The organism is Nonomuraea sp. NPDC051298, assembly GCF_055586305.1.
The window spans coordinates 44,494-71,238 of the sequence record NZ_JBVJIM010000008.1 but is presented as its reverse complement, the minus strand read 5'-3'; the positions used below and the strand labels follow the sequence as shown (position 1 = coordinate 71,238).

Annotated in this window: 31 protein-coding genes; 25 read left to right on the top strand and 6 right to left on the bottom strand. The window is 69.6% G+C overall.

Annotated elements, in window-relative coordinates; translation table 11 throughout:
* Window positions 1-145: 145 nt before the first annotated feature.
* Window positions 146-1,042, bottom strand: coding sequence for a LysR family transcriptional regulator (locus tag ACZ6S0_RS23740; RefSeq protein WP_465921411.1), 897 nt, complete (start codon window positions 1,040-1,042; stop codon window positions 146-148).
* Window positions 1,043-1,105: 63 nt separating this feature from the next.
* On the opposite strand from ACZ6S0_RS23740, the gene ACZ6S0_RS23735 reads away from it, so the two are divergent.
* From ACZ6S0_RS23735 to ACZ6S0_RS23710, 6 genes are all read left to right on the top strand, one after another.
* Window positions 1,106-1,576, top strand: a complete 471-nt coding sequence (locus ACZ6S0_RS23735; RefSeq protein WP_465921409.1) for a RidA family protein — start codon at window positions 1,106-1,108, stop codon at window positions 1,574-1,576.
* Window positions 1,573-2,454 carry an acetaldehyde dehydrogenase (acetylating) gene (locus ACZ6S0_RS23730; protein WP_465921407.1) on the top strand — a complete coding sequence of 294 codons (882 nt, stop codon included), beginning with the start codon at window positions 1,573-1,575 and terminating at the stop codon, window positions 2,452-2,454. The genes ACZ6S0_RS23735 and ACZ6S0_RS23730 overlap by 4 nt, the downstream gene beginning before the upstream one ends.
* Window positions 2,451-3,467: a 4-hydroxy-2-oxovalerate aldolase gene (gene dmpG / locus ACZ6S0_RS23725; RefSeq protein ID WP_465921404.1), complete on the top strand. Its 1,017-nt coding sequence runs from the start codon at window positions 2,451-2,453 to the stop codon at window positions 3,465-3,467. Before ACZ6S0_RS23730 ends, dmpG begins: the two co-directional genes overlap by 4 nt.
* Window positions 3,464-4,255 (top strand): 2-keto-4-pentenoate hydratase, encoded by a 792-nt coding sequence (locus ACZ6S0_RS23720; RefSeq protein ID WP_465921402.1) that lies wholly within the window; start codon window positions 3,464-3,466, stop codon window positions 4,253-4,255. Before dmpG ends, ACZ6S0_RS23720 begins: the two co-directional genes overlap by 4 nt.
* A 16-nt stretch (window positions 4,256-4,271) precedes the next feature.
* The gene (locus ACZ6S0_RS23715; RefSeq protein WP_465921399.1) at window positions 4,272-5,000 is read left to right on the top strand and encodes an aspartate/glutamate racemase family protein; all 729 of its coding nucleotides are present in this window, start codon (window positions 4,272-4,274) and stop codon (window positions 4,998-5,000) included.
* 107 nt (window positions 5,001-5,107) lie between these two features.
* Window positions 5,108-5,572 carry a hypothetical protein gene (locus ACZ6S0_RS23710; RefSeq protein ID WP_465921397.1) on the top strand — a complete coding sequence of 155 codons (465 nt, stop codon included), beginning with the start codon at window positions 5,108-5,110 and terminating at the stop codon, window positions 5,570-5,572.
* 65 nt (window positions 5,573-5,637) lie between these two features.
* Here ACZ6S0_RS23710 and ACZ6S0_RS23705 read toward each other — a convergent pair whose 3' ends face one another.
* The gene (locus tag ACZ6S0_RS23705; protein ID WP_465921395.1) at window positions 5,638-6,390 is read right to left on the bottom strand and encodes an IclR family transcriptional regulator; all 753 of its coding nucleotides are present in this window, start codon (window positions 6,388-6,390) and stop codon (window positions 5,638-5,640) included.
* A 291-nt stretch (window positions 6,391-6,681) separates the two neighbouring features.
* Between ACZ6S0_RS23705 and ACZ6S0_RS23700 the strand changes: the two genes are divergently transcribed.
* From ACZ6S0_RS23700 to ACZ6S0_RS23670, 7 genes are all read left to right on the top strand, one after another.
* Complete coding sequence (locus tag ACZ6S0_RS23700) at window positions 6,682-7,509, top strand: ABC transporter permease (protein WP_465921393.1); 828 nt, start codon at window positions 6,682-6,684, stop codon at window positions 7,507-7,509.
* On the top strand, window positions 7,506-8,234 hold the full coding sequence (locus tag ACZ6S0_RS23695) for an ABC transporter ATP-binding protein (protein WP_465921391.1): 729 nt from the start codon (window positions 7,506-7,508) through the stop codon (window positions 8,232-8,234). Before ACZ6S0_RS23700 ends, ACZ6S0_RS23695 begins: the two co-directional genes overlap by 4 nt.
* 47 nt (window positions 8,235-8,281) lie before the next feature.
* On the top strand, window positions 8,282-9,343 hold the full coding sequence (locus ACZ6S0_RS23690) for a PhnD/SsuA/transferrin family substrate-binding protein (RefSeq protein WP_465921387.1): 1,062 nt from the start codon (window positions 8,282-8,284) through the stop codon (window positions 9,341-9,343).
* A gap of 31 nt (window positions 9,344-9,374) precedes the next feature.
* Window positions 9,375-9,983 (top strand): nuclear transport factor 2 family protein, encoded by a 609-nt coding sequence (locus ACZ6S0_RS23685; protein ID WP_465921383.1) that lies wholly within the window; start codon window positions 9,375-9,377, stop codon window positions 9,981-9,983.
* Between the two features lie 112 nt (window positions 9,984-10,095).
* Complete coding sequence (locus ACZ6S0_RS23680) at window positions 10,096-11,331, top strand: acyl-CoA dehydrogenase family protein (protein WP_465921379.1); 1,236 nt, start codon at window positions 10,096-10,098, stop codon at window positions 11,329-11,331.
* A 115-nt stretch (window positions 11,332-11,446) separates the two neighbouring features.
* Window positions 11,447-11,842, top strand: coding sequence for a rhodanese-like domain-containing protein (locus tag ACZ6S0_RS23675; RefSeq protein WP_465921374.1), 396 nt, complete (start codon window positions 11,447-11,449; stop codon window positions 11,840-11,842).
* A gap of 20 nt (window positions 11,843-11,862) precedes the next feature.
* A complete protein-coding gene (locus tag ACZ6S0_RS23670) occupies window positions 11,863-12,723 on the top strand; it encodes a sulfurtransferase (protein WP_465921369.1) in 861 nt (286 codons plus the stop codon).
* 116 nt (window positions 12,724-12,839) lie between these two features.
* Here the strand turns inward: ACZ6S0_RS23670 and ACZ6S0_RS23665 are convergent, their stop codons facing one another.
* Window positions 12,840-13,646: a DUF2207 domain-containing protein gene (locus tag ACZ6S0_RS23665; protein ID WP_465921366.1), complete on the bottom strand. Its 807-nt coding sequence runs from the start codon at window positions 13,644-13,646 to the stop codon at window positions 12,840-12,842.
* Window positions 13,647-13,777: 131 nt separating this feature from the next.
* On the opposite strand from ACZ6S0_RS23665, the gene ACZ6S0_RS23660 reads away from it, so the two are divergent.
* From ACZ6S0_RS23660 to ACZ6S0_RS23630, 7 genes are all read left to right on the top strand, one after another.
* Window positions 13,778-14,773 carry a GntR family transcriptional regulator gene (locus ACZ6S0_RS23660; protein WP_465921362.1) on the top strand — a complete coding sequence of 332 codons (996 nt, stop codon included), beginning with the start codon at window positions 13,778-13,780 and terminating at the stop codon, window positions 14,771-14,773.
* Between the two features lie 33 nt (window positions 14,774-14,806).
* Complete coding sequence (locus tag ACZ6S0_RS23655) at window positions 14,807-16,072, top strand: ABC transporter substrate-binding protein (protein ID WP_465921358.1); 1,266 nt, start codon at window positions 14,807-14,809, stop codon at window positions 16,070-16,072.
* Window positions 16,069-16,950 (top strand): carbohydrate ABC transporter permease, encoded by an 882-nt coding sequence (locus ACZ6S0_RS23650; RefSeq protein ID WP_465921354.1) that lies wholly within the window; start codon window positions 16,069-16,071, stop codon window positions 16,948-16,950. The genes ACZ6S0_RS23655 and ACZ6S0_RS23650 overlap by 4 nt, the downstream gene beginning before the upstream one ends.
* Complete coding sequence (locus ACZ6S0_RS23645) at window positions 16,947-17,768, top strand: carbohydrate ABC transporter permease (RefSeq protein ID WP_465921349.1); 822 nt, start codon at window positions 16,947-16,949, stop codon at window positions 17,766-17,768. Before ACZ6S0_RS23650 ends, ACZ6S0_RS23645 begins: the two co-directional genes overlap by 4 nt.
* A gap of 17 nt (window positions 17,769-17,785) precedes the next feature.
* Entirely contained in the window at window positions 17,786-18,451 is a 666-nt protein-coding gene (locus ACZ6S0_RS23640) for a gamma-glutamyl-gamma-aminobutyrate hydrolase family protein (protein WP_465921345.1), read from the top strand.
* Complete coding sequence (locus tag ACZ6S0_RS23635; protein ID WP_465921341.1) at window positions 18,448-20,004, top strand: C45 family peptidase; 1,557 nt, start codon at window positions 18,448-18,450, stop codon at window positions 20,002-20,004. Before ACZ6S0_RS23640 ends, ACZ6S0_RS23635 begins: the two co-directional genes overlap by 4 nt.
* Window positions 20,005-20,108: 104 nt before the next feature.
* Window positions 20,109-20,483 (top strand): hypothetical protein, encoded by a 375-nt coding sequence (locus ACZ6S0_RS23630; protein WP_465921337.1) that lies wholly within the window; start codon window positions 20,109-20,111, stop codon window positions 20,481-20,483.
* On the opposite strand, the gene ACZ6S0_RS23625 is transcribed toward ACZ6S0_RS23630, so the two are convergent.
* Complete coding sequence (locus ACZ6S0_RS23625) at window positions 20,480-21,202, bottom strand: hypothetical protein (RefSeq protein WP_465921333.1); 723 nt, start codon at window positions 21,200-21,202, stop codon at window positions 20,480-20,482. The genes ACZ6S0_RS23630 and ACZ6S0_RS23625 overlap by 4 nt on opposite strands.
* 129 nt (window positions 21,203-21,331) lie before the next feature.
* On the opposite strand from ACZ6S0_RS23625, the gene ACZ6S0_RS23620 reads away from it, so the two are divergent.
* From ACZ6S0_RS23620 to ACZ6S0_RS23610, 3 genes are all read left to right on the top strand, one after another.
* Window positions 21,332-21,661 carry a hypothetical protein gene (locus ACZ6S0_RS23620; protein WP_465921330.1) on the top strand — a complete coding sequence of 110 codons (330 nt, stop codon included), beginning with the start codon at window positions 21,332-21,334 and terminating at the stop codon, window positions 21,659-21,661.
* A 903-nt stretch (window positions 21,662-22,564) separates the two neighbouring features.
* Window positions 22,565-22,750: a hypothetical protein gene (locus ACZ6S0_RS23615; protein WP_465921328.1), complete on the top strand. Its 186-nt coding sequence runs from the start codon at window positions 22,565-22,567 to the stop codon at window positions 22,748-22,750.
* Between the two features lie 4 nt (window positions 22,751-22,754).
* A complete protein-coding gene (locus ACZ6S0_RS23610) occupies window positions 22,755-23,828 on the top strand; it encodes a hypothetical protein (RefSeq protein ID WP_465921326.1) in 1,074 nt (357 codons plus the stop codon).
* Window positions 23,829-23,963: 135 nt separating this feature from the next.
* Here ACZ6S0_RS23610 and ACZ6S0_RS23605 read toward each other — a convergent pair whose 3' ends face one another.
* Complete coding sequence (locus ACZ6S0_RS23605; protein ID WP_465921325.1) at window positions 23,964-24,254, bottom strand: Lrp/AsnC ligand binding domain-containing protein; 291 nt, start codon at window positions 24,252-24,254, stop codon at window positions 23,964-23,966.
* Between the two features lie 34 nt (window positions 24,255-24,288).
* Here ACZ6S0_RS23605 and ACZ6S0_RS23600 point away from each other — a divergent pair, with 34 nt between their 5' ends.
* On the top strand, window positions 24,289-25,302 hold the full coding sequence (locus ACZ6S0_RS23600) for an amidohydrolase family protein (RefSeq protein WP_465921324.1): 1,014 nt from the start codon (window positions 24,289-24,291) through the stop codon (window positions 25,300-25,302).
* A 70-nt stretch (window positions 25,303-25,372) separates the two neighbouring features.
* Window positions 25,373-25,927 carry a hypothetical protein gene (locus ACZ6S0_RS23595; protein WP_465921322.1) on the top strand — a complete coding sequence of 185 codons (555 nt, stop codon included), beginning with the start codon at window positions 25,373-25,375 and terminating at the stop codon, window positions 25,925-25,927.
* 61 nt (window positions 25,928-25,988) lie between these two features.
* On the opposite strand, the gene ACZ6S0_RS23590 is transcribed toward ACZ6S0_RS23595, so the two are convergent.
* A complete protein-coding gene (locus ACZ6S0_RS23590) occupies window positions 25,989-26,729 on the bottom strand; it encodes a GOLPH3/VPS74 family protein (protein ID WP_465921320.1) in 741 nt (246 codons plus the stop codon).
* Window positions 26,730-26,745 lie beyond the last annotated feature (16 nt).

The following is a 26,745-nucleotide window of genomic DNA, read 5'->3' as shown; positions in this document are numbered from 1 at the left end:
TCGCACGTGCCGTCAGTCGGCCCGCGGAAGGGCCAGGCCGTACTTCGGGGGCGAACGACGACCTGGTCACCGGCCTCCCGGTTAGCAAATCACGGTTGCGTTATTAACACAACCGGATTGCGTAAGAATCTGATCCGGCCGGACGTCAGGTCGGTGTGGCAGTGTCGGCGATCGCCCGGAAGCGGGGCAGCAGCGGGTTCGTGTCGTCCTTGCGCCACACCAGGTACACCGCCGTACTGGTGCCGGCCAGACGGCGGGCGACGACGCCTTCGCGGTGCAGCACCCGGTAGGAGTCGGCCATGACCGCGCTTCCGAAGCCCGCGGCGACGAGGGCGAGGATCGTCTGCACCGTCCTGGCCTCCGCGCCGATCCGGGGCGTGACCCCGGCGCGAGCGCACAACGCCATGATCTCGTCGTACGCGCGAGGTGATGCCTCCCGTGGCCAGAGGACCAGCGGGAGGTCGCCGAGCACGGTCACCGGGGCCGGATCGCGGTGCGCGGCGAGCGGGTGGGCGGCGGGCAGGAAGAGGCAGAGCGGCTCCCGGATCCAGGTACGGCCGGCCAGGCGGACGTCGTGGATCGGCAGCCGCTGCACGGAGAGGTCGAAGGAGCCGTCCAGGACCCCGGCTGTGAGTTCGACGTCGTCGAACACCTCCACCAGCCGGAGGTCGACGTCGGGCAGCTCGGCGCGGAAGCGGCCGAGGACCCTGCCGAGCACGCCGTGGATGGCCGAGGCGGTGAACCCGATCGTCAGCCGGCCCGTCAGTCCCTGCGCGGCCAGCCGTACGTCGTCGAGCAGGGCGTCGGCCTCGGCCAGCACCCTGCGGGCCCGCTGGATCAGCGCGTCGCCCGCCGTCGTGGGCATCAGCCCGCGGCCTGAGCGGACGAACAACTCCACGCCGAGGCGTCGCTCGAATTCACGCAACTGCCGGCTCACGGTCGGCTGGCTGAGGTTCAACCGCCTGGCCGCACCGCTGACCGAGGTTTCCTCGGCGATGGCGACCAGATAGGTGAGCAGCCGAAGGTCATACCTCCAAGGCATAGAATTCATACTAATCCATGCCTTGGAGTGATGGATCCGGCCCGCCTGTCGGAGCATGAGCCCATGTCGAATCCAGAACGACGGCTTGCCGAGCTGGGACTGCGGTTGCCGCGGGCCGTGCCGCCGGCCGGCGCCTACGTGCCCGCCGCCCGCGGCGGGACATTCGTCCACGTCTCCGGCCAGGTGCCGCTGAGTGACGGCAAGTTGCTCGCGACGGGAAAGCTCGGCGACGCCGTCACCAGGGCGCAGGGCTACGAATGCGCGCGCCAATGCGCCCTCAACACGTTGGCGGCCTTGAAGGACGAGGTCGGCGACCTGTCGCTGGTGCGCAGGGTGGTCAAGGCGGTGGTCCTGGTCGCGTCGGCGCCCGGCTTCACCGAGTTGCCGCAGGTGGCCGACGGCGCCTCGGAACTGCTCAACAGCGTCTTCGCCACCGCGGGCTCGCACGCCCGCTCCGCCGTCGGGGTGGCGGTGCTGCCGCTGGACGCGCCCGTCGAGCTGGAAGTCGTTTTCGAGCTGAGGAGTGCGGGATGACCAAGAAGATCTCGGCGGCGATCGTCGGCTCCGGGAACATCGGCACCGACCTGCTGTACAAGCTGCGCCGGTCCGAGTTCATAGAGCCGCGTTACATGGTCGGCATCGACCCCGAGAGCGAGGGCCTGCGGCGGGCGGCGGACCTCGGCCTGGAGGTGTCGGCGGACGGCGCCGCCTGGCTGCTCCACCAGACCGAGCCGCCCGCGCTGCTGTTCGAGGCGACCTCGGCGAAGGTCCACGCCGCCGCGGCACCCCGGTACGCGGAGGCGGGCATCACCGCGATTGACCTCACTCCCGCCGCGGTCGGCCCCTACGTCGTGCCCACGGTCAACTTGGACCGTCACCTCGACGCGCCGAACCTGAACATGGTGAGCTGCGCGGGCCAGGCCACCATCCCGATCCTGCACGCCATCAACGAGGTCGCGGACGTGTCGTACGGTGAGATCGTGGCCGCGATCTCGAGTTCGAGCGCCGGCCCCGGCACCCGGCAGAACCTCAGCGAGTTCAGTGAGAAGACCTCTCGCGCGCTCACGGTCGTCGCGGGAGCGGACAGGGCGAAGGCGATCTCGGTGATCAATCCCGCGCGACCACCGATGCTCATGCGCGACACCGTGTACGCCCGCGTGCGACACCCGGACGACGAGGCGATCGAGCGCGCCGTCCGGGACACCGTGGCGAAGGTCCAGCGCTACGTGCCGGGTTACCGGCTGCGTCTCCTCGACATCGACGGCGATCTGGTCACCGTGATGCTGGAGGTCGAAGGCGCCGGGGACTTCCTGCCGAAGTACGCGGGCAACCTCGACATCATCACCGCCGCGGCCGTGACCGTCGCCGAAAGCATCGTGGCACACCGAGTCGGCGCGGGAGCGGCCGTATGAGCATCACCCTGGTCGACACCAGCCTGCGCGACGGCATGAGCAGCGTCTCGCACCAGTTCACCACCGAACAGGTCGCCGCCGTGGCGCACGGGCTCGACGCCGCGGGCGTGCGCGTCATCGAGGTCGCGCACGGCATCGGCATCGGCGCCTCGTCCATCCAGTACGGCGTCGCCGCCGCCACCGACGAGCAGTACGTGCGCGCCGCGGCCGCCGCGGTCCGGAATGCGGACATCGCGGTGCTGTACGTGCCGGGCATCTCGACGCTCGCGGACCTCGACGCCTGCCACGAGGCAGGGGCCGGCACGGTACGCGTCGCCACCCACTGCACCGAGGCCGACTGCGCCGAACAGCCCATCCGCCATGCCCGCGCCCAGGGCATGCGGGTGATGAGCTTCTTGATGATGAGCCACAAGCTCTCGCCTGAGAAACTCGCGGCACAGGCCGTGAAGCTGGAGTCGTACGGCGCCCAGGTGATCTACGTGGTCGACTCCGCGGGCGCTCTGGTGCCCGGCGCGGCGGGCGCGCGGGTCGCGGCACTGCGCGCGGCCGTACGCTGCGACCTCGGCTTCCACGCGCACAACAATCTGGGCGTGGGCATCGGCAACGCACTGGCCGCCGTCGAGAACGGTGCCACCTTCATCGACGGGTCGCTGTGCGGCCTGGGCGCCAGCGCGGGCAACGCGCAGACGGAGGTCCTGGCGGTGGCGCTCGAGCGCGACGGCCGGGATCCAGGCGTCGACGCGTTCAAGCTGATCGACGTCGCCGAGCGGGTGATGGCGCCCTTGATGACCCAGCCGCAGGTCATCGACGAGACCGCGGTCCTGCTCGGTCACGCGGGCCTCTACTCGACGTTCTTCCATCCGGCGAAGCGGGCGGCGGAGAAGTACGGCGTGCCGGTGCGCGACATCCTGCTGGAGCTGAGCCGGCGCGACATCATCGGCGGCCAGGAGGACATGATCATCGATGTGGCCGCAGAGCTGTCAGGTCGCCTCGCCACGGGTGCGCCGCTGTGAGCGGGCTGCCCCCGAGAACGATCCGGGCGGCGGCGTCCGCGCTGCTGAACGCGTACGAGACCGGCACGCCGATACCACCGCTGAGCGGAACCCACCCTGGTGCGACGCCGGCCGACGCCTACCGCATCCAGCAAGAGCAGGTCCGTGTCTGGACCGGCGGCGGCGACGGGGTCCGGGGCCACAAGATCGGACTGGTTTCCGCGGCCATGCAGCGGCAGATGGGCGTCGCGCAGCCCGACTACGGTCACCTGACCGCCCGGATGTTCTGTCAGGAGGATCAGCCGATCCCGGCGTCGAGATTCCTGCAGCCGCGCATCGAACCGGAGATCGCCTTCGTGCTCGAGGCGCCCCTGCGCGGGCCCGGGGTGACCAGCGCCGACGCGGTGCGGGCGGTGGCGTTCGCACTGCCCGCTCTGGAGATCGTCGACTCGCGCATCCAGGACTGGCAGATCACCATCGTCGACACGATCGCGGACAACGCCTCCTCTGGCGCGGTGATCCTCGGCAGCCACGCGACCGCGCTTCCCGACCTGGACCTGCATGCGGCCGACTGCTCGCTGCGGGTCGACGGGGCGGTCGTCGAGCGAGGCACGAGCGCCGCCGTTCTCGGGTCGCCGCTCAACGCCCTGGTGTGGCTGGCGAACACGCTCGGCTCGTTCGGTGTCGGGCTGGAACCGGGACACGTCGTCCTGTCCGGCTCGATGACCAGGGCCGTCCCGATCGGGGCAGGCGACAGGGTGACGGCGACGATCGCCGGGCTGGGCAGCGTGACAGCGACCATTGACTAACCTATAAGAGGACGTTATGCAGCATTTCGGCATCCTGGCGCACAGCACGGAAGGAGCGGCGCTCAGCTTCCTCGCGTACTGCCAGGAAGGCTTCAACCGGACGGGCCGCCACGAGCACCCGGACGTGACACTCGACTACATCGCCTTCGGCTACAGCATGGCGGCCTGGGACTCGGGTGACCACGACCTGATCAGGCGGACCCTCGCCGTGAGCGTGGACCGCCTGGCCCGCGCCGGTGCCGCCTTCTTCGCCTGCCCGGACAACACCGCCCACATCGCCCTCGAACGCCCCGGCCCTGACCTGGCCCTGCCGGGCCTGCACATCGCCGAGGTGGTCGCGGACCAGGCCGCCCGCGACGGCCGCGCCCGCGTCGCCGTACTCGGCACCAAATACACCATGGACGGACCGGTCTATCCGCGGGCGCTCGCCGCCCGCGGGATCGCCGCGGAACTGCCCGAACCCGAGGACCGCGAGACGGTCAACCGCATCATCTTCGACGAGCTGGTCAGCGGCGTGTTCACCGACGCCTCGCGACAGGAGTACGTGCGCGTCATCAGGCGGCTGGCCGAGCGGGGATGCGACGCCGTCGCACTGGTGTGCACCGAGATTCCGCTCCTGGTGACGCCCGACGTCTCGCCGCTGCCCACGCTCGACTCCACCCGCCTCCTGGCCACGGCCGCCTACGAGGTGGCGGTCGGGGAGCGCGCGCTGCCCTCCTGGCGCGGCGGGCCGTACCCGGGCTGAGCCGGACCCGGAGGTCCTCGGATCCGGCGGAGGCCGTCTACGTTGGGACGGGACGGATGGTCCGTGCGCCTGGTGTGGTTCCCGGGGCTTTGGAGTTTGGAGGCGGTTTGTCGCCGTTGGTCATCGAGTTGGAGCCGCTGCGGGCTGCCGGTCCCGTGTTGCTGGGGGCGTCGTTCGAGCAGGCGGGACGGGCGCTGGCGGCGTGGGGGACGCCGCGGCCGTTCGCACCGTATCCGGGGGCCGAGCCGCTGGATTGGCGGGTGACGGACTCGGGGGTGATCGCCCATGTGTTCTGCGGGTCCGCGGGGGTGGTGCAGACGATCGAGATCGCCCGGTTCGGCGTCGAGTCGCGGGCGCGCGTGCTCCTGATGGGAATGGACGTCTTCTCGACGCCCGCCGAGCAGGTGATCGCGGAGCTGGAAGCCCGCTACGACGTGGCGGACGACGCGGGCGGCTTGGTCGTGCCGAAGCTGGCGATCGGGATGTCCTATCCGACGGACCCTGACGAGGAGGGGTTCGACAGCGTTCTGGTCGCAGGTCAGGGCTACTACGACCGACCGGGTGCCGATTGACCGGCCGGCCGGGTCGAGCCTGGGGGTGCGGAATGCCGGGTCACCGGGTTGGGACCCGGCGCGCTTCACAGCTTGCCGCGTAGCTCCGCGGCGATGTGCAGAACGTGCGCGGCGACCTCGGGGACCCGTTCTGGAGGCAGGCGTACTGTCGGCGCCTGCACCGCGACCGCGGCGACGACGCGGCCGTCTTCTGCGAAGATCGGCGCCGCGACGGACCGCACGCCCAGCGTGCGTTCTTCGTTGTTGACGGCGTAGCCCTGGCCGCGGATCTCTTCCAGCGCCCGCTCGAGCGCGTGGACGCTGGTGATCGTGTGCGGCGTGATCGCGCCAAGCGGAACGCCGGCGTCGAGAGGGGGGCCGTAGGCCAGCAGTGCCTTGCCCATCGCGCACGCGTGGATGGGGTTGCGCGCGCCAGGCGCCGCCTCGATGCGCAGCGTCTGGCGGGACGGGACGTGGTTGACGACCACGGTCTCGTGGCCGACCCGGATCCCGAGGTTGATCGCCTCCCCGGTCTTGGCGGCCAGCTCCTCGAGGAGGGGCAGGGTGGCGTTGAGGCCGAGGCGGTCCAGGGCGAGACGTCCGAGGAGCGCCGTGCCGTACCCGAGGTGGTAGCGCTCGGTGGCGGGATCCTGCGCCAGCAGCCCGCCGTTGCAGAGAGCGCGCACGATGCGGTGGGCTGTCGCGTTGCTGAGACCGGTTTCGTCCTCGATGTCGGTGACGGCGCGCTCCGGGTGGTGCTCGAAGCAGGCCAGTACGGCCAGCGCGCGTTCGATCGCCTGCGCGCCCGTTCGAGGACGTGCGGCTGGATCAGGGGTCACGGTGGGCACCACCCGATTCTGCCAAAGAAGTCGATGATCTCCGTCCATCGAGTGATCCTGCCGGCGCTCCCCCACGTCTGCCCTCCTGTGCCTGGCCAGGCGATCCATGGCCTGCTCCACGTCTCAGCATCCGAGCCAAAAACCCTCTAACTTGATAGAGATTACATGTTTCTCTATATTGTGGGGCATGAACCTCACATTGTGGGGTTGGGTTCTCGATGTGTATGGGCCTGACCTCTCCATCGGTCCAGGCCGATCCGACGACGGGCGTGGGTCGTGAATGTTCACGAGGTGACGTCTCCCGCAGCACCGGCCGCGGACGCCCAGCGCGTACGGTCGGCCCGTCAGGGGCGTCACTTCCTCCGCTCCGCCGGACGGCGTACGTTGGTGCCGGCACTGCTGGTCGCGAGCTGGCAGGTCCTGGCGTCCACCGGGGCGATCGACGCCCGGCTGTTCTCTTCACCACTGCTCACCGCGACGGCCCTGTGGGACCTGACCGTCGACGGGACCCTGCTCGACAACGTGCTCATCTCGATCCAACGTGCCGCTCTCGGCCTGTTCTTCGGCGTCTCGACCGCGTTGGTCCTCGGGGCGGTCGCGGGGCTCTGGACCATCGGCGAAGAGATCGTCGACTCGACGATCCAGATGGCCAGGACGGTGCCCGTCTTCGCGCTCACCACCGTGTTCGTGGTGTGGTTCGGGTTCGGTGAGGCGCCGAAGGTCCTGATCATCGCGGTCGCCTGCTTCTTTCCCGTCTACATCAACGTGTTCGCCGGCATCCGCAACGTGGACCGCCGGTTGATGGAGATGGCTCGCGCGATGGGCAGGACCCAGCTCCAGATCATCTGGCATGTGCTGCTGCCGGGCGCGATGCCACAGGCGCTCGTCGGACTGCGATTCTCCCTCTCGATCTCGGTGCTGGCGCTGGTGGTCGCCGAGACGATCAACGCGAAGAGCGGTCTCGGCTACCTGATGACCACCGCGCAGCAGTACGTCGACACAGACGTGATCTTCAGTTGCGTCATCGTCTACTGCCTGCTCGGCATCGGAGTCGACGTGCTGGTACGGCTGCTGGAGAAGCGCGTGCTCGCCTGGCGCGCGGGATTCGAGGGCCAATGAGCGCCACTCTCCCTGACCGCGCCGCCCTCCCGGACCGCGTCACCGTCCGGGGCCTGCGCCGGGCGTTCGGCGAGCGAGTCGTCATCGAGAACCTCGACCTTGACGTCGAGCCCGGGGAGTTCGTCTGCCTCCTCGGAGCCAGCGGGTGCGGCAAGACCACGCTGCTGCGCGCGCTGGCCGGTATCGATCACGCCGACGCGGGGCTGGTCGAGGTGCCGACGCCCAGCGCCGTGGTCTTCCAGGAACCCCGGCTGCTGCCGTGGAAGACGGTCGGGGACAACGTACGGTTCGGCGCCGACGCGGGCACGGACGCACGCGAACGCGCTGTCACGGCATTGGACGAGGTCGGACTCGCCGACCACGCGAGCGCGTGGCCGATGACGCTCTCCGGAGGCCAGGCCCAGCGGGTCGCGCTCGCGCGGGCACTCGTACGTGAGCCGCGTCTCCTCCTGCTCGACGAACCGTTCGCCGCACTCGACGCGCTGACCCGGATCCGGATGCGGGAACTGGTGGGCCAACTGGTACGCCGCCATCGCCCGGCGACGGTGCTCGTCACGCACGACGTCGAGGAGGCGATCCTGCTGGGCGATCGCGTCCTGGTCATGGCCGGTGGGCGGATCGTCCGCGACATCGACGCGAGCACGATCGGCCGCGGGCCCGAGACGGCCGCGGATCTCGACCGACTGCGCCGTGAACTCCTGGCGGAACTCGGCGTAGCCCTCTGACGACCCCAGCCCATGAACGCGCCAAGCCATGACGACAGGAAGACCACATGACCCCGGCGAGAGCACTCAGACACCTCATCACGACCACGGCCGCCGCGACGATCCTCCTCATCTCCACAGGTTGCGCCTCGCCGGAGGGCGGCGGCGGTGCGGCCGTGACGACGGCAGGCGCGGCAAGCACGGCGAACGCGACGGACGCGGCAGGCGGCGGCAGCTCCGGGAGCGATTTGAGCGACGTCACGCTCTCGGTCGCCATCGGCTCGACCAGCAACGCCTTCCTCAAAACGGCAGGGCTGTTCGACACGCCGTACAAGATTGAGCCGATCGAGGCGGCCGGCGGCAAGGACATCGCCGCCGCCGTCGTGTCGGGTCGCGCCGACCTGCTGCTGTTGGGCGACGTCGTCACCGCGAGCCTGCTGGGCCAGGACATCCCCCTGAACATCGTCTACGCCCAGCAGCGGGCCAAGGACTTCTGCGGCATTCTGGTGCCCAAGACCTCGCCGGTCACCTCGGTCGAGCAGCTCAAGGGCAAGACGATCGGCAACGGCGTCTCGACCGCGGGCGAGGTCATCGCCATCCGGGCCTTCCAGCAGGCCGGCCTCGACTACCTCAAGGACGTCGAGCGGGTCGACCTGGCGACGACCCCCGAGTTGCAGGCGGCGTTCGTCAGCGGGCAGGTCGACGCCCTGGCGGCCTGCACCCCGCCCGCCGGCGCGCTGGTCGCGGAGGGGCAGGCGCGCTGGCTGGTCACCGGTGAGAACGGCCTGTGGAACGCGCAGAACTACTGGGTCCTCACCGATCAGACGTTGCGGGATCCCAAGAAGGTCGCCGCGGCGCTGGACTACCTCGATCGGTTCCGCCAGTCCCTGGCCTACACCAATGAGCACCACGACGAGCTGATCGCCACCCTGTCGAAGGAGACGCAGGTGCCGGCCGAACAACTCCAGGCCTCGTTCGCCGGCGACATCACCCCGGTCGCGGTGGACGCCTCGGTGGTGACCGGGCTGCAGAACACCTATGACGCGCTGGGCACGGCGGGCCGCGTGCCCGCGGGCAAGAAGCTCGACGACTTCTTCGACGACCAGTACACGGCCCAGATCAACGGCTGATGACGCCGTGAACCAACCTGATGGAGGAAGCATGGACGCCGAACTCGAAGGCAGACTGCGCGAGCTGCTCGACAAGCAGGAGATCCGCGAGGTGATCCTGCGGTACGCGCGAGCGCAGGAGCGACGTGACGCGCAACTGCTCGCGTCGGTCTTCCACGACGACGCGATCTACGAACATTTCGAGCTGCCGCCGCAGCGCGGAAGCGACGCGATCGCCGCCCTGACCGCCAAGGCGTGGGCGGGCTCCCCGCTGAAGACCAAGGGCCTGACGATCCCGAACACCGTGACCGAGGTCGAGGGTGACGTCGCCTTCTCCGAGTCTCACGGGTTGAGCCTGAACCCGGTCGAGCAGGAGGGCGAACGCTTCGACTATCTCCGCAGCCTGCGTTTCCTCGATCGGCTGGAGCGCCGCGACGGCGTCTGGAAGATCGCCCACCGCCTCGTCCTGCACGGCGGCTACGAACGCTGGGAACCGGGCGCCCCGGCGCCGTTCGCCGCGGCGGCCAGCCCCGAGCTGCGCAGCGCCTACCATCCCGACGACCTCTCCTATCGCATCCGTGAGCGGCTGAGGCCGGAGGCCGTGGCGGACCGGACGACGGAGGAGAAGCCGATCTACGCGCAGGAGCCCGACACCGCATAGCCGTGGAGCACCTGTTCCATCTCCACGACGTGAAGGAGCTGTTCATGACCGGACCACGACAAGACGGACACACCACGAGGGTCGGGCGGGCGCCAGAGCTGGGCGTGGGCAGGTGACGGCCCCGTTCCGCGCGGCCCCCCTGGCCTCGCCGCGCACTGAGCAGGAGGCGCTGGCCGCCCTCGCCGGGATCGCGCCGGGCATCGCCGCCCGCGCGGCCGACGAAGAGCCGTCCGCCGAGACCTTCGCCGAGATCAGGCGGGCCGGGCTGACGTTGTTCGCGCTCCCGCTCGCGTACGGCGGAAGCGGCGCCACGCTGTCACAGGCCGCCTCGGTGATCCGGGCGCTCGCCGCGGCGGACGCCTCCGTGGCACTGGTGTTGACCATGCACTACATCCACGGCAACTGGGCGCTGGCGGGGCCCGCGCCGTCCGGACCCATCCGTGAACTGGCCGCGGGCGGCCTGGTGAACCTCGCCGGCAGCGAAGGGGTCAGCGGCTCTCCCGGCCGGGGCGGCGGGGTGCGCACCCGCGCCGTGCCGCAGCCCGACGGCTCGTGGCTGATCACCGGTCACAAGCGGTACGTCACCGGCAGCGTCTTCCTGGATCACCTCCTGATCTCGGCAACCGTGCAGGACGGCACCGCGAAGAACGGCACCGGCCGAAGCGGGGCATCGGGCAGTGGCGACGCCGAGAGCGGTGGCACCACCGACAAGCCCGTGGTGCGCACCTTCCTGGTCTCCGCCGACGCGCCGGGGCTGCGGATCGATCCGACCTGGAACGCCTTCGGCCTGCGTGGCTCCGCCTCGCACGACGTCCTCCTGGACGAGGTGCGGGTGCCGGGCGACGCCGTCGTCGAGGCGTACGACGCCGGACTGCCGGAGGGCAGGCGCTTCGGCATCTGGTGGGCGCTCCTGCTGGCCTCCATCCATCTGGGCATCGCCGAAGCGGCCCGCGAGGTCGCGCTCGACTTCGCGGCGGGCCCGCGCACCGACGGACAGCCCGGAACCCGCGCCGAGCAGGCCCGTACCCAGGAGCACGCCGCGCGTCTGGAGCTGGCCCTCACGCAGGCGCGGGTGCTGCTGGAGGACGCGCTGCGGCGGGGTGCCACCGTGGCCGACCGGGCTGAGGCCGTGGCGGCCGCCGCCACCAAACTCCTGGCGCACCGGCACGCCTCCGACGCGGTGGACCACGCCTGCCGCCTGGTCGGCGGTGCCTCCGTCTGGCACGAGTCACCGCTGGGACGGCACTTCCGCGACCTGCGCGTCGCCCTGTTCAACCCGCCGAACGAGGACGTGGTGATCGACTTGGTGGCCCGGTCCGTCCTGGGCCTGGACGAGAAGAGTCGATAGACCCCGGTGGCCGACCGCGCCCCCGGGCAGCACGCACCGACCTCGTACCTTCCGCCGACCTTTCCCTCGACCGCGCGCGAACGAGCGCCGAGTCGCCAACCCTCAGAGGAGCATCATGACCACGCAGGACGACCTCCCCGCACGCGACGCCCTGATCGCCCCGGCGCAGGCGGCCGAGAAGCTCAGGAGCGGAGCGCTCTTCGTCGACGTCCGCCGCCCCGAGGCTCGGGTCGAACACGGTGTGCTGCCATCGGCCGTGGCGGTCGAGAAGACCGACGTGGCGAGCCGATTCGCGCGCGGCTCGGCCGACCTGCTCCCCGACGCCGCCGACCTCGATCGGGACATCGTGGTCTTCTGCTCCTCAGAACGCGGGTCGGGGCCCGTCGTCGAACGACTCGCGGAGCTGGGCTACACCCGGGTGAGTCACATCGACGGCGGTTACAGCGCATGGAAGGAACAGGGATTCGACTCCCGCCCGCACGACGGCGGACCCACTGACCTGCCGGTCTGACGGAAGCAGAAAGACGACAAGTGAGTACGGCCACCACTCCACCACCACTGCCCGTCGACGAACTGGCCGGACGGCTGCTCGCGGGGGAACGGATCCACCTGCTCGACGTCCGGTGGCAACTGGGCGACCCGGACGGCCGGCGGAAGTACCTCGGCGGGCATCTGCCCGGTGCCCGCTACGTCGACCTGGACCGCGAGCTGGCCGCCAGGCCGTCCCCTGCCGAGGGCCGTCACCCGCTCCCGGACCCCGCCGACCTGCAGGACGCGGCGCGCCGCTGGGGCCTGCGCGCCGGCGAGCCGGTCGTGCTCTACGACGCGGTCGGCAACCTCGCCGCCGCCCGCGCCTGGTGGCTCCTGCGCTGGGCCGGGCTGCGAGACGTCCGGCTGCTCGACGGCGGCCTCGCGGCGTGGACCGCCGCCGGGCATCCGCTGGAGCCCGGCGAGGTCGTACCCGAACCGGGCGACGTGGTGCTGGGCTCGGGCGGGCTGCCGGTGCTCGACGCCGACGGCGCCGCGGCGCTGGCCGTACGCGGCGTCCTGCTGGACGCCCGCGCCGGGGAACGCTACCGGGGCGAGACCGAACCGGTGGACGCGCGCGCCGGGCACATTCCCGGCGCGGTCAGCGCCCCCACCGGCGAGAACCTCGCCCCCGACCAGCGCTTCCTTCCCGCCCACGAACTGGCGGCACGCTATCTCGACCTGGGCGTCACGGCCGGATCCGAGATCGGGGTCTACTGCGGGTCGGGGGTGACGGCGGCGCACACCGTGTACGCGCTGGAGCAGATCGGGGTGCGGGCCGCGCTGTATGCCGGCTCCTGGTCCCAATGGTCCTCCGACCCGACCCGCCCCGTCGCAGGAACGACCCTCCGTTCGAGCACGTAGCCGGCCTACGGCGACATCGCCGTTGTCCATGATCTGGCAGCGTCTGTCGGCCGGCCCGGATGCCGAAGGCCGCCGTCTCTCCTTCCGTTCCATCCGGTTCGACGCCGCCCGCCCGCTCAGGGGCGCACCTGCCGCAGGAACGCCGCGATGAAGCCGAACAGGGCGGTGTCCGAGACGAAGTCGGGTTGTGGGTCGTCCGTCCAGATCCACCACGGAGGGAAGCTCACGGGAGGGCGCTGGTTGTCGCACCACGTGCTGAACGCCCCCCGGTCGAGCAGCAGGTGCGCCCAAGGGAGCAGCCGCGTGGACGTCGAGGAGTCCATGACGACGCCCTCCCGCACGTCGTGTTCCAGCCGTTCTCGCAGTGCCAGCATCCGGTGCCGTTCCGCGCGTCCGAAGCGGCTGAGCCTGACTCCGCCGAGTTGCCAGGCTGTACCCAGCATGCCCATCCCCATGCTCAGGAACAGTGCGACCGGATAGGCGCCCACGACCAGGGCGAACAAGGCCAGCGCGACCCCCAGCGCCACACCCGCCAGAGCCGGCCAAGTCAGGCGCGACTGAAGCCCGTAGCCGCCGATGGCCCGGCCTACTGCCTTTCGCACCGCCGACAAGCTGATCCTGGATCCCGGCGGAAAGGCGGGCACGGTCAGCCGCTGCGGCCGGGCCATCCGGACCTCGTCGTCCTGGCCGAACAGACCGTTCAACACGGCAGCGCGGTCCTGCCGCAGGTCGTCAGGGTCCTTCGGGCCGCGGCGCAGGGTGTATCCCTGGGAGTCGGCCAGCACCACGACATAGCCGTCATTTCCCAGGGCCAATATCTCTGCGGTGAGCACCCGGCTGAGATCGTCGACCTTGGCCAGCCAGGGGCCCATCAGGCAACTGGTGCGAGGAATCAACGCGCTGAGTGCTTCTTGGTCCTCCACCACGCCATTCTCGTGGCCGTGCGCGGTGTGCGCCATCCGATGTTCCGGCGGAAAAGGATAGACCCACGCACCCGAGTTCGACGTCCAGCAGGCGTTGACACCTGGAGTGTTTTACTGTTCCATAACACTCCATGACTGGCGTTGAGCTCGACAGACGGCTGCGCATCGACCCCGATTCAGGGATTCCCCTTTGGGTCCAGTTGCGGACCCAGCTCGAATACATCATCGCCACCGGCGAGTTGGCGCCCGGCGTGCGGCTCCCGGCCGTGCGCGTCCTGGCCCAGCGGCTCGGCGTGGCCGTGGACACCGTGCGCCAGGCGTACGACGGGCTGGCGCAGTCCGGCTTCGCGGAGACCCGGCACGGGGTCGGCACCCGGGTGACCCTGCCCGCCCGCTCGGCCACGCCCGGCAACGACTCGTGGGACCTGCGCCAGACCGCCAAGGTGGACACGGCGCTGCTCGACCTCCTCGCCGACGGGGTCACCCCCGCGATCGCGGGGCGGGCGGTCCAGCAACGGCTGGCCATGCTGCGCCTCGGGCTGCGGGTGTCGTTCGTCGGCGTGCGCGCCTCCGTCGAGCGGTACGCGGCCACCCTGTCGGAGCGGCTGCCCGATGGCGTCGGCGCCATCAAGGCCCTGGACATCGAGGAGTTCCGCCGCGCCGGGGTCGACGACGTCACCCACGTGATCAGCCTGGTCTTCCACATCAGGGAGGTCGAGGAGCGGCTGGCCGAGCAGCCCGTGCGCGTGCTGCCGCTGACCTCCGAGCTGGACGCCGAGGTGTTCGACCGCATCCGCCGCCTCGGCGACGCCGACCGGCTCGTGCTGATCGCCAGGCCGGCCACCCGGCAGAGCTACGAGGCGCTGATCCAGGAGCGGCACCCCGGTAGCCCGGCCATGAAGTTCGTCCCCGATGACGACGACGACGCGCTGCGGGCGGCGCTGCCGCACGCGACCGCGGTGCTGCACACCAGCGCCGCCACTCCCCTGGTCCGCCGGGCGGCGCCGCAGGCCGAGCTGATCGAACTGCGGCACGCCCCGAGCGAACGCTCACTCACGCAGGTCCTGAGCACACTGCGCGCCGACTGGGACCTCATGATCCGACTCCAGCAGTCCACCCTCTCCTGATCTCACCATCGCAGCTCTCTGAAAGGCCCCATCATGCTGCGTTCCAGCCTGGCGACGTTCGCGTCCATGGCCCTCCTGCTCACCGCCTGCTCCTCGGGCGAAGACTCCACCGCCGGCAAGGTGACCCTGACCGTCGCCTGGTGGGGCAACACCGCGCGGACCAAGGCGACCAACGACGCGATCGCGTTGTTCGAGAAGAGGTTCCCCAACGTCGAGGTGAAGGTCCGCCCGTCAGCCTTCCCCGGCTACTACGACAAGCTCAACACCGAGTTCGCCTCCGGCGCGGCACCCGACGTCTTCCAGGACGACCAGGTGCGCACGTACGCGGCCAAGGGGCTGCTGCTCGACCTCGGCGCGTACAAGGACGTCCTGAGGACCGACGCCCTCGGCGAGGAGTTCCTCGCGCAGGGCACGGTCGACGGCAAGCTGATGGACGTGCCCGCGGGCACGAGCCCGATGGCGCTGGTCTACCAGCCGAAACTGCTGGAGAGCGGCGGCCTGGACGCCCCCGCCGCCGGAACGAGCTGGCAGGACTTCGCCGCGCGGGCCACGAAGCTGGCCGCCGCGCTGCCGAAGGGCACCTGGGCGTTGGCCGACAGCAGCGCCCAGCACAACCACCTCCAGGTGTTCCTGCGCCAGAAGGGCAAGGACTGGTTCTCCGCCGACGGCAGGGCGCTCGGCTTCGCCAAGGAGGATCTGGTGGAGTGGTGGAAGCTCTGGGCGGACCTGCGTGACAAGGGCGTCGTCCCGCCACCCGACGTCACCAGCGGCTCGGCCGGCGGCGACGTCTCCCAGGACCCGGTGGCCGCCAAGAAGGTCGCCATGAGCGTGTACGGCACCAGCGTCAGCCTCCCACGCGAGGACTGGAAGTACGGCCCCCTGCCCGGCGAGGAGGCGCGCCCCGGTGTGCACCTCATGCGCTCGGTGAGCTGGGCGGTCAACGCCAAGACCCGGCATCCGCGCGAGGCCGTGCAACTGGTTGACTTCCTGCTCAACGATCCGGAGGCCGGCAAGGCGCTGGGCCTGTCGCGCGGCGTGCCGCCGAACTCCGCCATCGCCTCCTCCCTGCTGCCCGGCCTCGACCCACAGGACAAGCAGATCGCCGACTACGTCGACTACCTGCGCGAGCCCGGCAACAGCGGTGCGGCGCCCGCCCCCGACCCCACGGGCGGCAAGGAGATCCGCTCCGACCTGCTCACGCGGCACACCCAGGACATCTGGTTCGGCAAGGCGAACATCGAACAGGCCGCGGACGCCTTCGTGCGGGAGGCCGACAAGGTGCTGGGGCGAGCCAGTTGATCAAGCGTGACCTGGCGGCCTACGCGTTCCTGATCCCGTGGGCCGTGGGGCTGCTCCTCCTGGTGGTGGCGCCGCTCGGCTGGTCGTTGTACCTGTCCTTCACCGACTACGACCTGCTGTCGTCTCCTCAGTGGATCGGCTTCGGCAACTATCGGGAGCTGTTCACCGACGACGACCGGTTCCTGCACTCGGTGCTCATCACCGGCGGGTACGTGCTGGTCGCGGTTCCGCTGCAGCTCGGCGCCGCGCTGGCCGCCGCGCTCCTGCTCGCCAGGGAACGCCGGGGTCAGGGCGTCTACCGCTCGCTGTTCTACCTGCCGTCGCTGCTGGCCGCCAGCGTGGCTGTCTCCATCACCTGGCGGGCCATGTTCGACTACGGCGGCCCGGTGAACGGGGTGCTCGGCTGGTTCGGCGTCTCGGAACGTTCCTGGATCAACGATCCGGGAACGGTGATCTGGACGATCATCGCGCTGGAGATCTGGCGCTTCGGCGCGCCGATGGTCATCTTCCTGGCCGGGCTGAAGCAGATCCCCGGCGAGTTGTACGAGGCCGCCGCGCTCGACGGCGCGGGCCGGCTGCGCAAATTCGTCAGCGTCACCGTGCCCATGCTGAGCCCGATCGTCTTCTTCAACCTGCTGCTGGGCATCATCGGAGCGTTCCAGACGTTCGCTCCCGCCCAGCTCGTCGGCGACGGCAACGGCGGCCCCGCCGACTCCACCCTCTTCTACGCGCTGAACCTCTACCAGCAGGGCTTCGACCATCAGCGCATGGGATACGCCTCGGCGATGGCCTGGCTCATGCTGGTCGCGCTGGCCGGGGTCGCGGCCGTCCTGTTCCGCAGCTCGCGCCGCTGGGTCCACTACGGGGACAACACATGACAAACCGCCTCGCCCACGTCGCGATCGTCGGAACTCTCGTGATCATGCTCTATCCGCTGGTGTGGATGGTCATGACGGCGTTCAAGTCGACGACCGAGATCGCGCAGAACATCTCCCTCCTGCCGACGGAGCCCACGCTGGACAACTTCGTCCAGGGCTGGGACGGCGCGGGCGTGGAGTCGTTCGGCACCTACCTGCGCAACTCCACCGTCATCGCGCTGCTGGCGGTCGCCGGGAACGTGATCTCGTGCTCGCTGGCCGCCTACGCCTTCGCGCGGCTGAGCTTCCGCGGCCGAGCGGTGTGCTTCACGCTCACCATCGGCATGTTGCTGCTGCCCAAGGACGTGCTGCTGATCCCGCAGTACTCGATCTTCCACGCGTTCGGCTGGGTGGACAGCCCATTGCCGCTGATCGTGCCGTACTTCCTGGCGATGGACGCCTTCTTCGTCTTCCTCAACGTGCAGTTCCTGCGCGGGCTGCCGCGCGAACTGGACGAGGCGGCGGCCGTGGACGGCTGCGGCGCCTTTCGCAGGTACTGGCACATCACCCTGCCGCTGATCAAACCCGCGTTGGCCACCACGGCGATCTTCACGTTCATCTGGACGTGGAACGACTACCTTCCACAGTTGATCTACCTCAACAGCGCGGAGAAGTACACCCTGCCCGTCGGCCTGCGCATGTTCCTCGACGCCACCGCGGGCTCGGACCTCGGGCCGATGACCGCGATGTCGGTGGTGTCGCTGCTGCCGCTGTTCCTGCTGTTCATGTTCTTCCAACGCCGGCTGGTGCAGGGCATCGCCACCACCGGCCTCAAATGACTCCCGGAGCTTCCATCTTGATCATCATCACCGCCGGAGACCGCACGCCCGCGCGCCCGTACGAGGCCGCGATCGAACACGTCGGAGGCGTCCCGCGCACGATCACGCCGTCGCAGGACACGCTCGACCTGCCCGCCGAAGCATCCGCGCTGGTCATGGCCGGCGGCGCCTCGGTGGAGCCCGCCCGCTACGACTCGCCGGTGGAGGACGGCGTGACGGTCACGCTCGACCAGGCGCGTGACCGGCTGGAGTGGGCCATGCTCGACCAGGCGATCGAGCGCGGCCTGCCGGTGCTGGCGATCTGCCGCGGCCTGCAGGTGGTCAACGTGTACTACGGCGGCGAGTTGCACCAGGACCTGACTCGAACGCCGTACTCGGTGCTCCACCGGCCCGACGCGGCGCGCACCCATCTCTCCCACCGGGTGACCGCCAAGGGCGGGCGCCTGGGTGAGCTGTTCGGCCAGGACGAGTTCGGCGTCAACAGCATTCACAAGCAGGGCGTCAAGCTCCTCGGCGCCGGCCTGGACGCCACCGTCTTCAGCGAGGACGGCCTGATCGAGGGCCTGGAGCACACCAGGGACCGGATCCTGGCCGTCCAGTGGCACCCCGAGGAGCTGATCACGACCAGCCCGGAGTCCCAGGCCCTGTTCACCGACCTCATCAGAAAGGCCACCCCCAGGTGAAGAAGAAACCTCTGCTCGCCGCCGCCGCCGCTCTGGTCGCCGTCCTCGTCTGGACACCGCCCGCGCACGCCTCCAGCTCCGCCGTCGCCACCGGGGCCTCCACCGTGGACGGCCGCCCGGTCGTCTGGAAGAACCGCGATCACTGGTCCACGCCCGACGGCTGGCAGGTCGTGCCGTTCCACCAGCCGGCCGACGGCAGCAGCTTCGGCGGCGGCGACCGCTACACCTCCCGCTTCGGCTACACCGGCGTCACGGCGCGCGGCTCGTCCGGCCTGGACCCGATCACCGGCTCGACCATCCCGTGGGCCGGCGCCAACGACCGCGGCCTCGGCCTGGTGCAGGTCGCCGGGCACACGCTCGACTCCGCCTTCGCCTCCAGCCACGGCTTCCCCGTCTCCCAGGACCTCGCCAAGGGCATGACCGGCGGTTACCTCAACCACCTGGTGCTCTCGCGGGCCGAACGGGTGGACGAGGTGGAGCAACTGCTGCGCGACACCAACGACGGCGGCGGGTTCAACGCCAGCACCGGCCGCAACACCTCCACGATCATCAGCGTCTTCGACCGGTGGGGCAACGCCGCCGTCTTCGAGATCGACGGTGACAGCTTCACCCGCGACAACATCACCTCCGAGTACACCCAGGACGCCGACGGCCACTACTCCGCGCCGCACACCGACGACAAGGATGCGGCCAACCCCGCCGACGGCGCCTACTCGGGCTACGACTGGCGGACGAACTTCAGCAAGGTCCGGTGGACCAAGCCGAACGGGTTCCCGTACTTCGTGGACGAGCAGGTCACCACGGTGGAGAACGACGTCGTGGTCAACACCGGCGACACGCCGGACGGCGTCCACGACTGGGAGGACTCCACCAGCGGCGTCATGCGCCACAACCGCGCGGGCATCCGCATGGACGATCCACACAAGAAGGACTACCGCTACTTCATCCAGAAGGAGGTGCGCGGGTACGGCATCCCCGGCAATTACTCCATCGAGTCTCTGTCCAAGAGCATCGGCGACCTGCCCTCCGGGGAGAAATCCACCGGCTACCACCTCAACCGTTTCGTCTCCACGTTCGGCACCGTGATCACCGGCTCCAAGATCGGCGACCCGTACGAGGGCAAACTCACCACGATGTGGGTGGCCCTCGGCGAGCCCACGGTCAGCGTGTTCGTCCCGCTCTTCCCGTACGCGGGCACGACCCCACCCGAACTATCCGACATGTACCTGGCGAGCAACGCCAAGCGGCACCTCGTCTACGACTACACCGACGACAACTCGTGCGGCTACAGTTGCGGCCGCAACGCCGACCACACGATCGACCCGGCCGCACTGGTCGGCGCCGGAGGCTACTACGGCACGGGCGGCATCCAGAAGTACACCTTCGGCATCGAGAACTGGGCCTTCGACCAGTACGACGACTTCATCGCCGACCTGCGCACAGGCACCCGCACCCCGGCCCAGCTCAAGGCGGACATGACGGCCTGGCAGCGCTCCATCGCCCAGACCGTCAAGAGCAACTACGTCAACGGCACGATCCCGGCGGCCCAATAACCGGGGAAGACACGGGCGCAGCCGGTCGAGACCGGCTGCGCCGCTGACGACCGCCCTCGTCCATCCCAGCCGGAAAAGGCTTATCGATACGGAATGGCTGGATCATGTTCGCGGACGAGAGCGACGCCCGGCTTCTGCCGAACCCCTTGGCCATGGCCGCGGGCAATATCGTCGCCCGGGACAACGTCCAGCACCTGCGCGGGCTGGCGCATGGCGACCTGCATACGGGCAACGTCCTCCTGCCGCGCATGGGGCAAGGGGGACTCCTGCCGCAGCGGTTCAGGCTACCTTCGTCGCTGCTGGCCGCCGCGCTCCTGCACTGCACGTTCGGCGATCTCGACGAACGTACCCGCTGGTGGTTCCAAGGCCATGCCCCGCCACAGCGCGCGATTCCGCACGTCTCCCGTGCGTTCGCTCGCCGCGCCGGGCCGGGCCGGGGGCGTCATCGGCGGAGCGCTGCGGGCGGGTGCCGCGACTAGCTGGTGACGACCCTTTCGTCCTGGCGGCCCAGGAAGAAGTAGACGCCGCGATCGGCCTGCATGGCGGTGTGGAACTTCTTGGCCTTGGACTTGGCCGACTCGTTGGCGGTGACGATCGTGATGACCATGTAGTTCATGTACGAGCCCGTGAAGATCGCGCCGTATGCGTACCTGCTGTGGGCGCTGCTCCTGCGCCAGTTCACCTTGTTGTCGGCGGTGTTCTTGAACGCGTTCGCGGTCTTCTTGGCGTCACTGCTGTCGGCGAACGACAGCATGATCTGCACCGCCTTGAGGTTCCCGCCGTAGGCGCTGTACGCGAGTTGGACGGCGTTTTCACAGCCGTTGTCGGCCATCAGCCCCTCGGCGTCCACCGGGTCGCATGAGTCGTACGTCCAGCCGCCGACCTTGTTCGCCGCGTACTTCTCGTCCTTGTAGGAGTAGTTCCAGTCGCCGAATTCCGTGTGCTCTATCGGCCCGTCCGATCTGCTGGCGGGAGTGCTCGGCGAGGTGGCCGGCTCAGTGGGCTCGACGTCGGGCGATTCGGTCGGTACGGACGACGGCGGCGCGGACGACGGTGGCGCAACCGACGGCGACCCGGACGGCGGCTGGAGGCTCGGCTGGGCGACGGTGGTGGCCTCCGGGCCGGGGGTGTTGAGATAGACGTACGTGCCGAACGCGCCACCGCCGAGGAGCAGCAGTGCCGACAGGGCGATGATCACGCCGATGAGGGCGGGGTTGGTGCGGTTGCCGGGCGGAGCGCCGGTGGGCGGTGTGGATGCCGGCCACGCCTGGGTCTCAGTGCGGTACTGCCCCGGGTTCGGCCCGTAGGGCTGCTGCCGGCTCTGCCCGTGCGGCTGCTGCGACTGGCCTTGACCGTAAGGCTGCTGGTGGCCCTGGCCGTAGGGCTGGTGGCTCTGCCCGTGCGGCTGCGGCTGGCCCTGGCCGTAAGGCTGCTGGTGGTGGCTCTGGCCGCCAGGCTGTGGCTGACCCTGGCCGTGGTGACCCGCGCCCCGGCCGTACGGCCCGGGGCCGGGGCTGGGCGATGGCCCGTAGCCGTCGGTGCCAGGAGGCGGACCGCCCTGGCCAGGCTGCGGCCAGTGCGCCTGCTGGTGGTGTTGGCCGTGTTCCTGGTGGCCGGGGCCCTGCTGGGGGCCGTAGCCGGGGACGCCCTGGCCTGACGACGGCCCGTACCCTGGCTGTCCCTGCGGCCCCCAGGGTCCCTGCGGAGCGGGCTGCTGAGGCTGTGCCGCCCCTCCACCGGGAGGTGGATTATCGCCGCTTGCCGCAAATGCCCCATGATCACGATCTGACACGATGCCGTACCATTTCCTTCCCCGAGCCGACGCGGAGCCGACGCACGCCTAGGGATCGGCATCTTTCCATATGTCGTTTGATTTCTACTGAACTATCTCTATATGGAGACTCCGACAGAGGCGTCGTGGCCGCTCTGACCAGGCGTTCCAGCGCCGCCGTCTGCGCGGGCCAGGCCATCTGGATCTTAGGGCAGGAGTTCGACCCGGCCCGGTTCGCCCCCGAAGCCAGTCGCGCCGAGCGCCCGCCTCGGCTGGATGATCAGATGCACGTCTCGGCGGCGCGGCCCGCACCCGTTCCCGCCGCAGCACTCGCCCCGTACGGACGCCCGGCTGATCCCGGTCAAGCCCGCGAACAGCGGTTGGTGGCACAGGGCCACAGAGAAGGGGCCCGCTGTTGGCGCAGCAGGCCCCCGAGGTCGAGGTGTTCCGTGGTCGAGACGGATGATCCCCTCCGAAAAGCTCACCAGCGCTCAGGCGAACTTTCCTCTATTGAAGCGGTGCAAAATAGACATCGGTAGCGTGTGTGGCATATTCGCACGTTCACGAATAGCGGTGTCCAACTCTGAACGCCACCGAACAGTGGTGAACGTCTGTGAACATCCGTGCTCACCAGCGTTTCCCCGATTCCGCGCATGGAGCCGAACAGGCGTGCGGCGTGGGCCATCATTGGTTCAACGCCCCTGATTCCGGACGGTTGGCGCCGATGGGATCACAAGGTTGTTTGGGGCCTTTCCGTGGTCGAGCCTTCAAAAGTAGGTGATCCTCTCGATGTTCTCTGTTCGTTTCCGATTCCCGGGTGCCGGCGTCGTCATCCTGATCATCGTCATCGTGTTCACGGTGACACTGCTGCGTCTGGGCTACGAGCCGGAGGTGGCTCTCGCGCTGATCGCGGGCACCGCCGCGGTGGCGGTCAAGGCCACGCAGCGGTTCCTTCCCCGGTCGAAGACGATCTGAGCGAATGGTGGTTCGCAAGGGCGGGGAAGAGCCCCAGCGCCCGGCAGGGAAAGGAGCGGCGGACAACTCGTTGTTCCGGCTGCGGGAGGCGTTGCAGACCTTGGCGGTGGCGGAAGAGGACCGCACGCGCGCACTGGGAACCCTGGCCGCCGCCGAGAAGCAGCACAAGCGCGCCGCCCGGCTCCTGGCGACGGCCGAAGAAGACCGCGAGCAGGCGGCACTGGCTCTGACCCTGGCCAAGAAGGACCGAATACGCGCCGTACGGGTCCTGGCGGAAGAAGCCGACCAGGCGTACGCGAGAGTCGGGTCTCTGGACGCCAGAGAGAACAGCGCGGTCGCGCGGGCGGAGGGAGGGCTGGCGGAGGCCGACGGTCGTAGCGCGAGTGCCGAGGACGACCTGGCGCACGCCGACGCCCGGTACCGGGACGCGATAGAGGAACTGGGGCGAACTGACGCCCAACGCGTGCGTGCCGAAGAAGAGCTGACGCACGCCGATTCCCGGCGCGCGCAGGCGGAAAGGAGGCTGAGGCTCACCGAGCAGCAGCACAACCTCACTGAGCAGCAGTACAAGCGCGTGATGGCTGAGGCGGGGGTCGCTCGTGCCGCTGCCACGACCACGGCGATAGAGTCCCACATCGCCGGAAGCCTCAGCGGTCAACGGCCGAACCAGGCGGAGGCCAGCGGGCCGCCGGAATTGCCGTTCGGGCCGCCGGCAGACCTTCCCGGCTATGTTCTGAAGCCGGATCCGCTGTCCGCGCGGACTCCCGCCGAGTTCGTGGAGCTGCTGAAGCAGTACCGGATCTGGGCGGGCGAGCCCAGCTATCGGGAAATCGTCCGACGCGCTCGCAAGGCGTTCGGAGCCAGCACGTTGTGTGAAGCTCTGAAGTCCTCCCACCTGCCGCCCGAGAAGCTGGTACGGGCCTTCGTCTGGGCCTGCTCCGGCTCCGAAGAGGACCTGCAGGCGTGGACCACCGCCTGGCGGCGGCTACGCATGAAGCATCAGCGGCCTCAGAACGAGACGCCGGCCGCCCTCACGACGTTGCCCATCAGCGAGGAGGCCCCCGGCCTCGTCGGCTGAAGACCGTCGGCTGAAGACGCAAGATGCGCTTCCGGCGGGCCTCGCGAGAAGTCCGCCAGAAGCTCCGCTGCCCCACCACCGCCTGGCCTCCCCGCCCGTCCATGCCCCCGCAGGAAACGAACGACCACGCGACCGTCAGAAAGCTTGACCGCCTGGGTCTATGCTGTCGGCGGAGAGCGTCTCCATGGTGACGTAGCTGGTCACCGTGGCCACGCCGGGCAGGTCGGCCATCCGGTTGGCGTGGAAGTCCTCATAGGCGGGCAGGTCGGCGACCTCGACCTGGAGCAGATAGTCGAAGTTGCCGGTGATGTGGTGGCACGCGACCACCTCGGGCAGCCGACTGACCGCACGCTCGAACGCGACCACGTCCGTTCGGGTGTGCCGCATCAGCCGTACCCCGGCGAACACCCGCAGACTCCGGCCCACCGCAGCGGGATCGATCAGCGCCCGGTATCCGCGGATGACCCCAGCTTCCTCCAGTTGGCGCACCCTGCTCGGCCGCTTGGAGGCCCTGCACTCCGGCGTGACCACGATGCTGGACTGGTACCACATCGCGCAGAGCCACGAGCACGAGGACGCCGCCGTCGCCGCGCTGCGGGACACACCGGGGCGGTCGATCTTCTGCCTCGGCGCCGGATGGGGCACCCCCGACCCCGTCGACGCCGAGATCCGCCGCGTCCGCGCCGGCCCCAACGCCGGAGACGGCCTGGTCACCATGGCGCTGGGGCTGCGCGGGCCCGAGGACACCAGCGTGGAAACCGTCGGCAAGGAGCTGGAGCTGGCGGCCGAACTCGGCCTGCGCACCAGCCTGCACATCGTCTCCGACGGTACGCGGCGCCCGGTCGCCGAGTTGCGCGAGCACGGCCTGCTGCGGGACACCACCACGTTCGTGCACGCCAACGGCATCAGCGACGAGGAGTTGCGGATGCTCGCCGACGCGGGCAGTTCGGTGTCGATCAGCCCGGACGTCGAGCTGAAGATGGGGTTCGGCTGGCCGATGACCGGCCGGGCGCTGGCGGCCGGCCTGCGCCCGACGCTGTCCGTCGACGACGTCCCGTCGGCCGGCGGCGACATGTTCTCCACCATGCGCACCGCCTTCGCCGTGCAGCGCGGCCTGGACGGCGGCCTGCGCTCCCAGGACCTGCTGTCGTTCGCCACCATCGACGCCGCCCGGTCGTGCGGACTCGACGCCCGAACCGGCAGCATCACACCCGGCAAGGACGCCGACCTCATCCTGCTGCGCGCCGACGACCTGACCGTCTTCCCGGTCACCGACCCGGCCGCCGGCATCGTCAGCGCCGGCCATCCCCGCCTGGTCGACACCGTCCTCGTCGCCGGCCGCGCGGTCAAACGCGACGGCATGCTCGTGGACGTGGACCTGGCGGCGCTGAGGACCCGCCTGGTCGAGTCACGCAACAAGATCGCGGCCGCCGCCGGCATCCCCCTCGACGGCACTTGGCGCCCACAGCCGTAGGTTGTACAACCAGGCAACCGTCAGCTCTGGAATCGCGGATCTTGTCACCGACGGATCCTATGCTCCACCCATGAGCGCGGATGAGACTCCTGTTGTGCATGCCGTGGAGCTGGACGTGCTGGTGGATTACCACCAGACCTATCTCGTGGACGATGGGTGCAGCGCGGGCCAGGTTTATGACGGGCCGAGCAGCCACCCTGTCGGGATCATCCAACTGGGGGAAGGCACCGCCCTCCTGACCGTGGGCCTTCAGTGGGGGCCGATGGGATTCACAGTGGCCGTCGCCGATGGAGATCCGGGTGCTGACTTCGATGGCTACGAGGACATCGTCGAGATCAGCTACGAGTCCCCATCGGGCCGGGTTTCTCTGGAGGAATGGGGAGGGGGAACGACGCATGTTCTTCCGCCGTTGCCCGCCGGCCCCGGAACGTATCGATTGCGATACCACGCCAAAGGTATGGACGAGGAAAGCGCGGAGGAGATGGATGAGCACTACCTTCTGCAGATCTGGCCTCAGCCGCACGGGGATCCCGCTGTGCTCAAATCCACGAGTTGGCTCTTTGAATACTGGCTGAACTCTGAACGGTCTCGTCAGGTTGTCGCGGAACAGGGTGATCGGTCGTAAGGGCTGTATCTGTGCAGCGGCATGGCAACCTCGGTCGGCGCGTTCGGTCCGGATGTCGACTTCAGTTCTGCGGAAGCACGGCCGCCGCGATGACGACGTTGTTGACGATGGTTGCGGTGACGGTGCGCGCGACCGCTTCGGCGGCGGCTCCGGCGCCCCAGTTGCCTTGCTCGAGCTCCTTGGCGCGGGTGATCACGGGAGAGGTCCAGGGGATCTCGCGGTGGAACTGGGGAAGCGTCCCGCTTCCCGAGAGCAGTGCCGCGAGCGCGGCGGTACGGGGCTGCGGCTCCGCGCCCTCGACGAGCACGTCGCGGACGTCCTCGAGGAGCCGGGACCGGCGCCCGCTCCCACCGTCCTCGAGGACCGTCGTGTTGAACAGGCCGAGCGTCTTGCGGCTTCCGCGGCGGATGTCGCCGCGTTCGACGAGCCTGTCCAGCAGCGGGCCGCGCAGCGTCGGCCCGATGGCCGCGAGGACCGTCTGGACGCCTCGGGGCTTCCGGGAGACGTAGTCCCATGCGGAGCGGAGGATCTCGTCCGACGGCGGGCGGTCCTCGACGGCTTCCACCAGTGTCGCCCCGCCCCTGCCGGTGTCGGTTCGGACGTGATGGCCGAGGGCGAGATCCGCGAGCACCGCTCCTGCGAGGGTGTAGAAGAGGGTGTTCTCGCCTGCGATGGTCCCGGTGCCCGCCTGGAACAGGAGGAGCAGGAGATCCTCCGCCAGGGTCGGAGCGCCGAGCCGTTCCGCCTCGCCGGGCGTCTCGGTCCCGCCGCCGGCGAACGGTTCTTCAGGTTGTTGATTCATCGGTCACTTCTTTCTG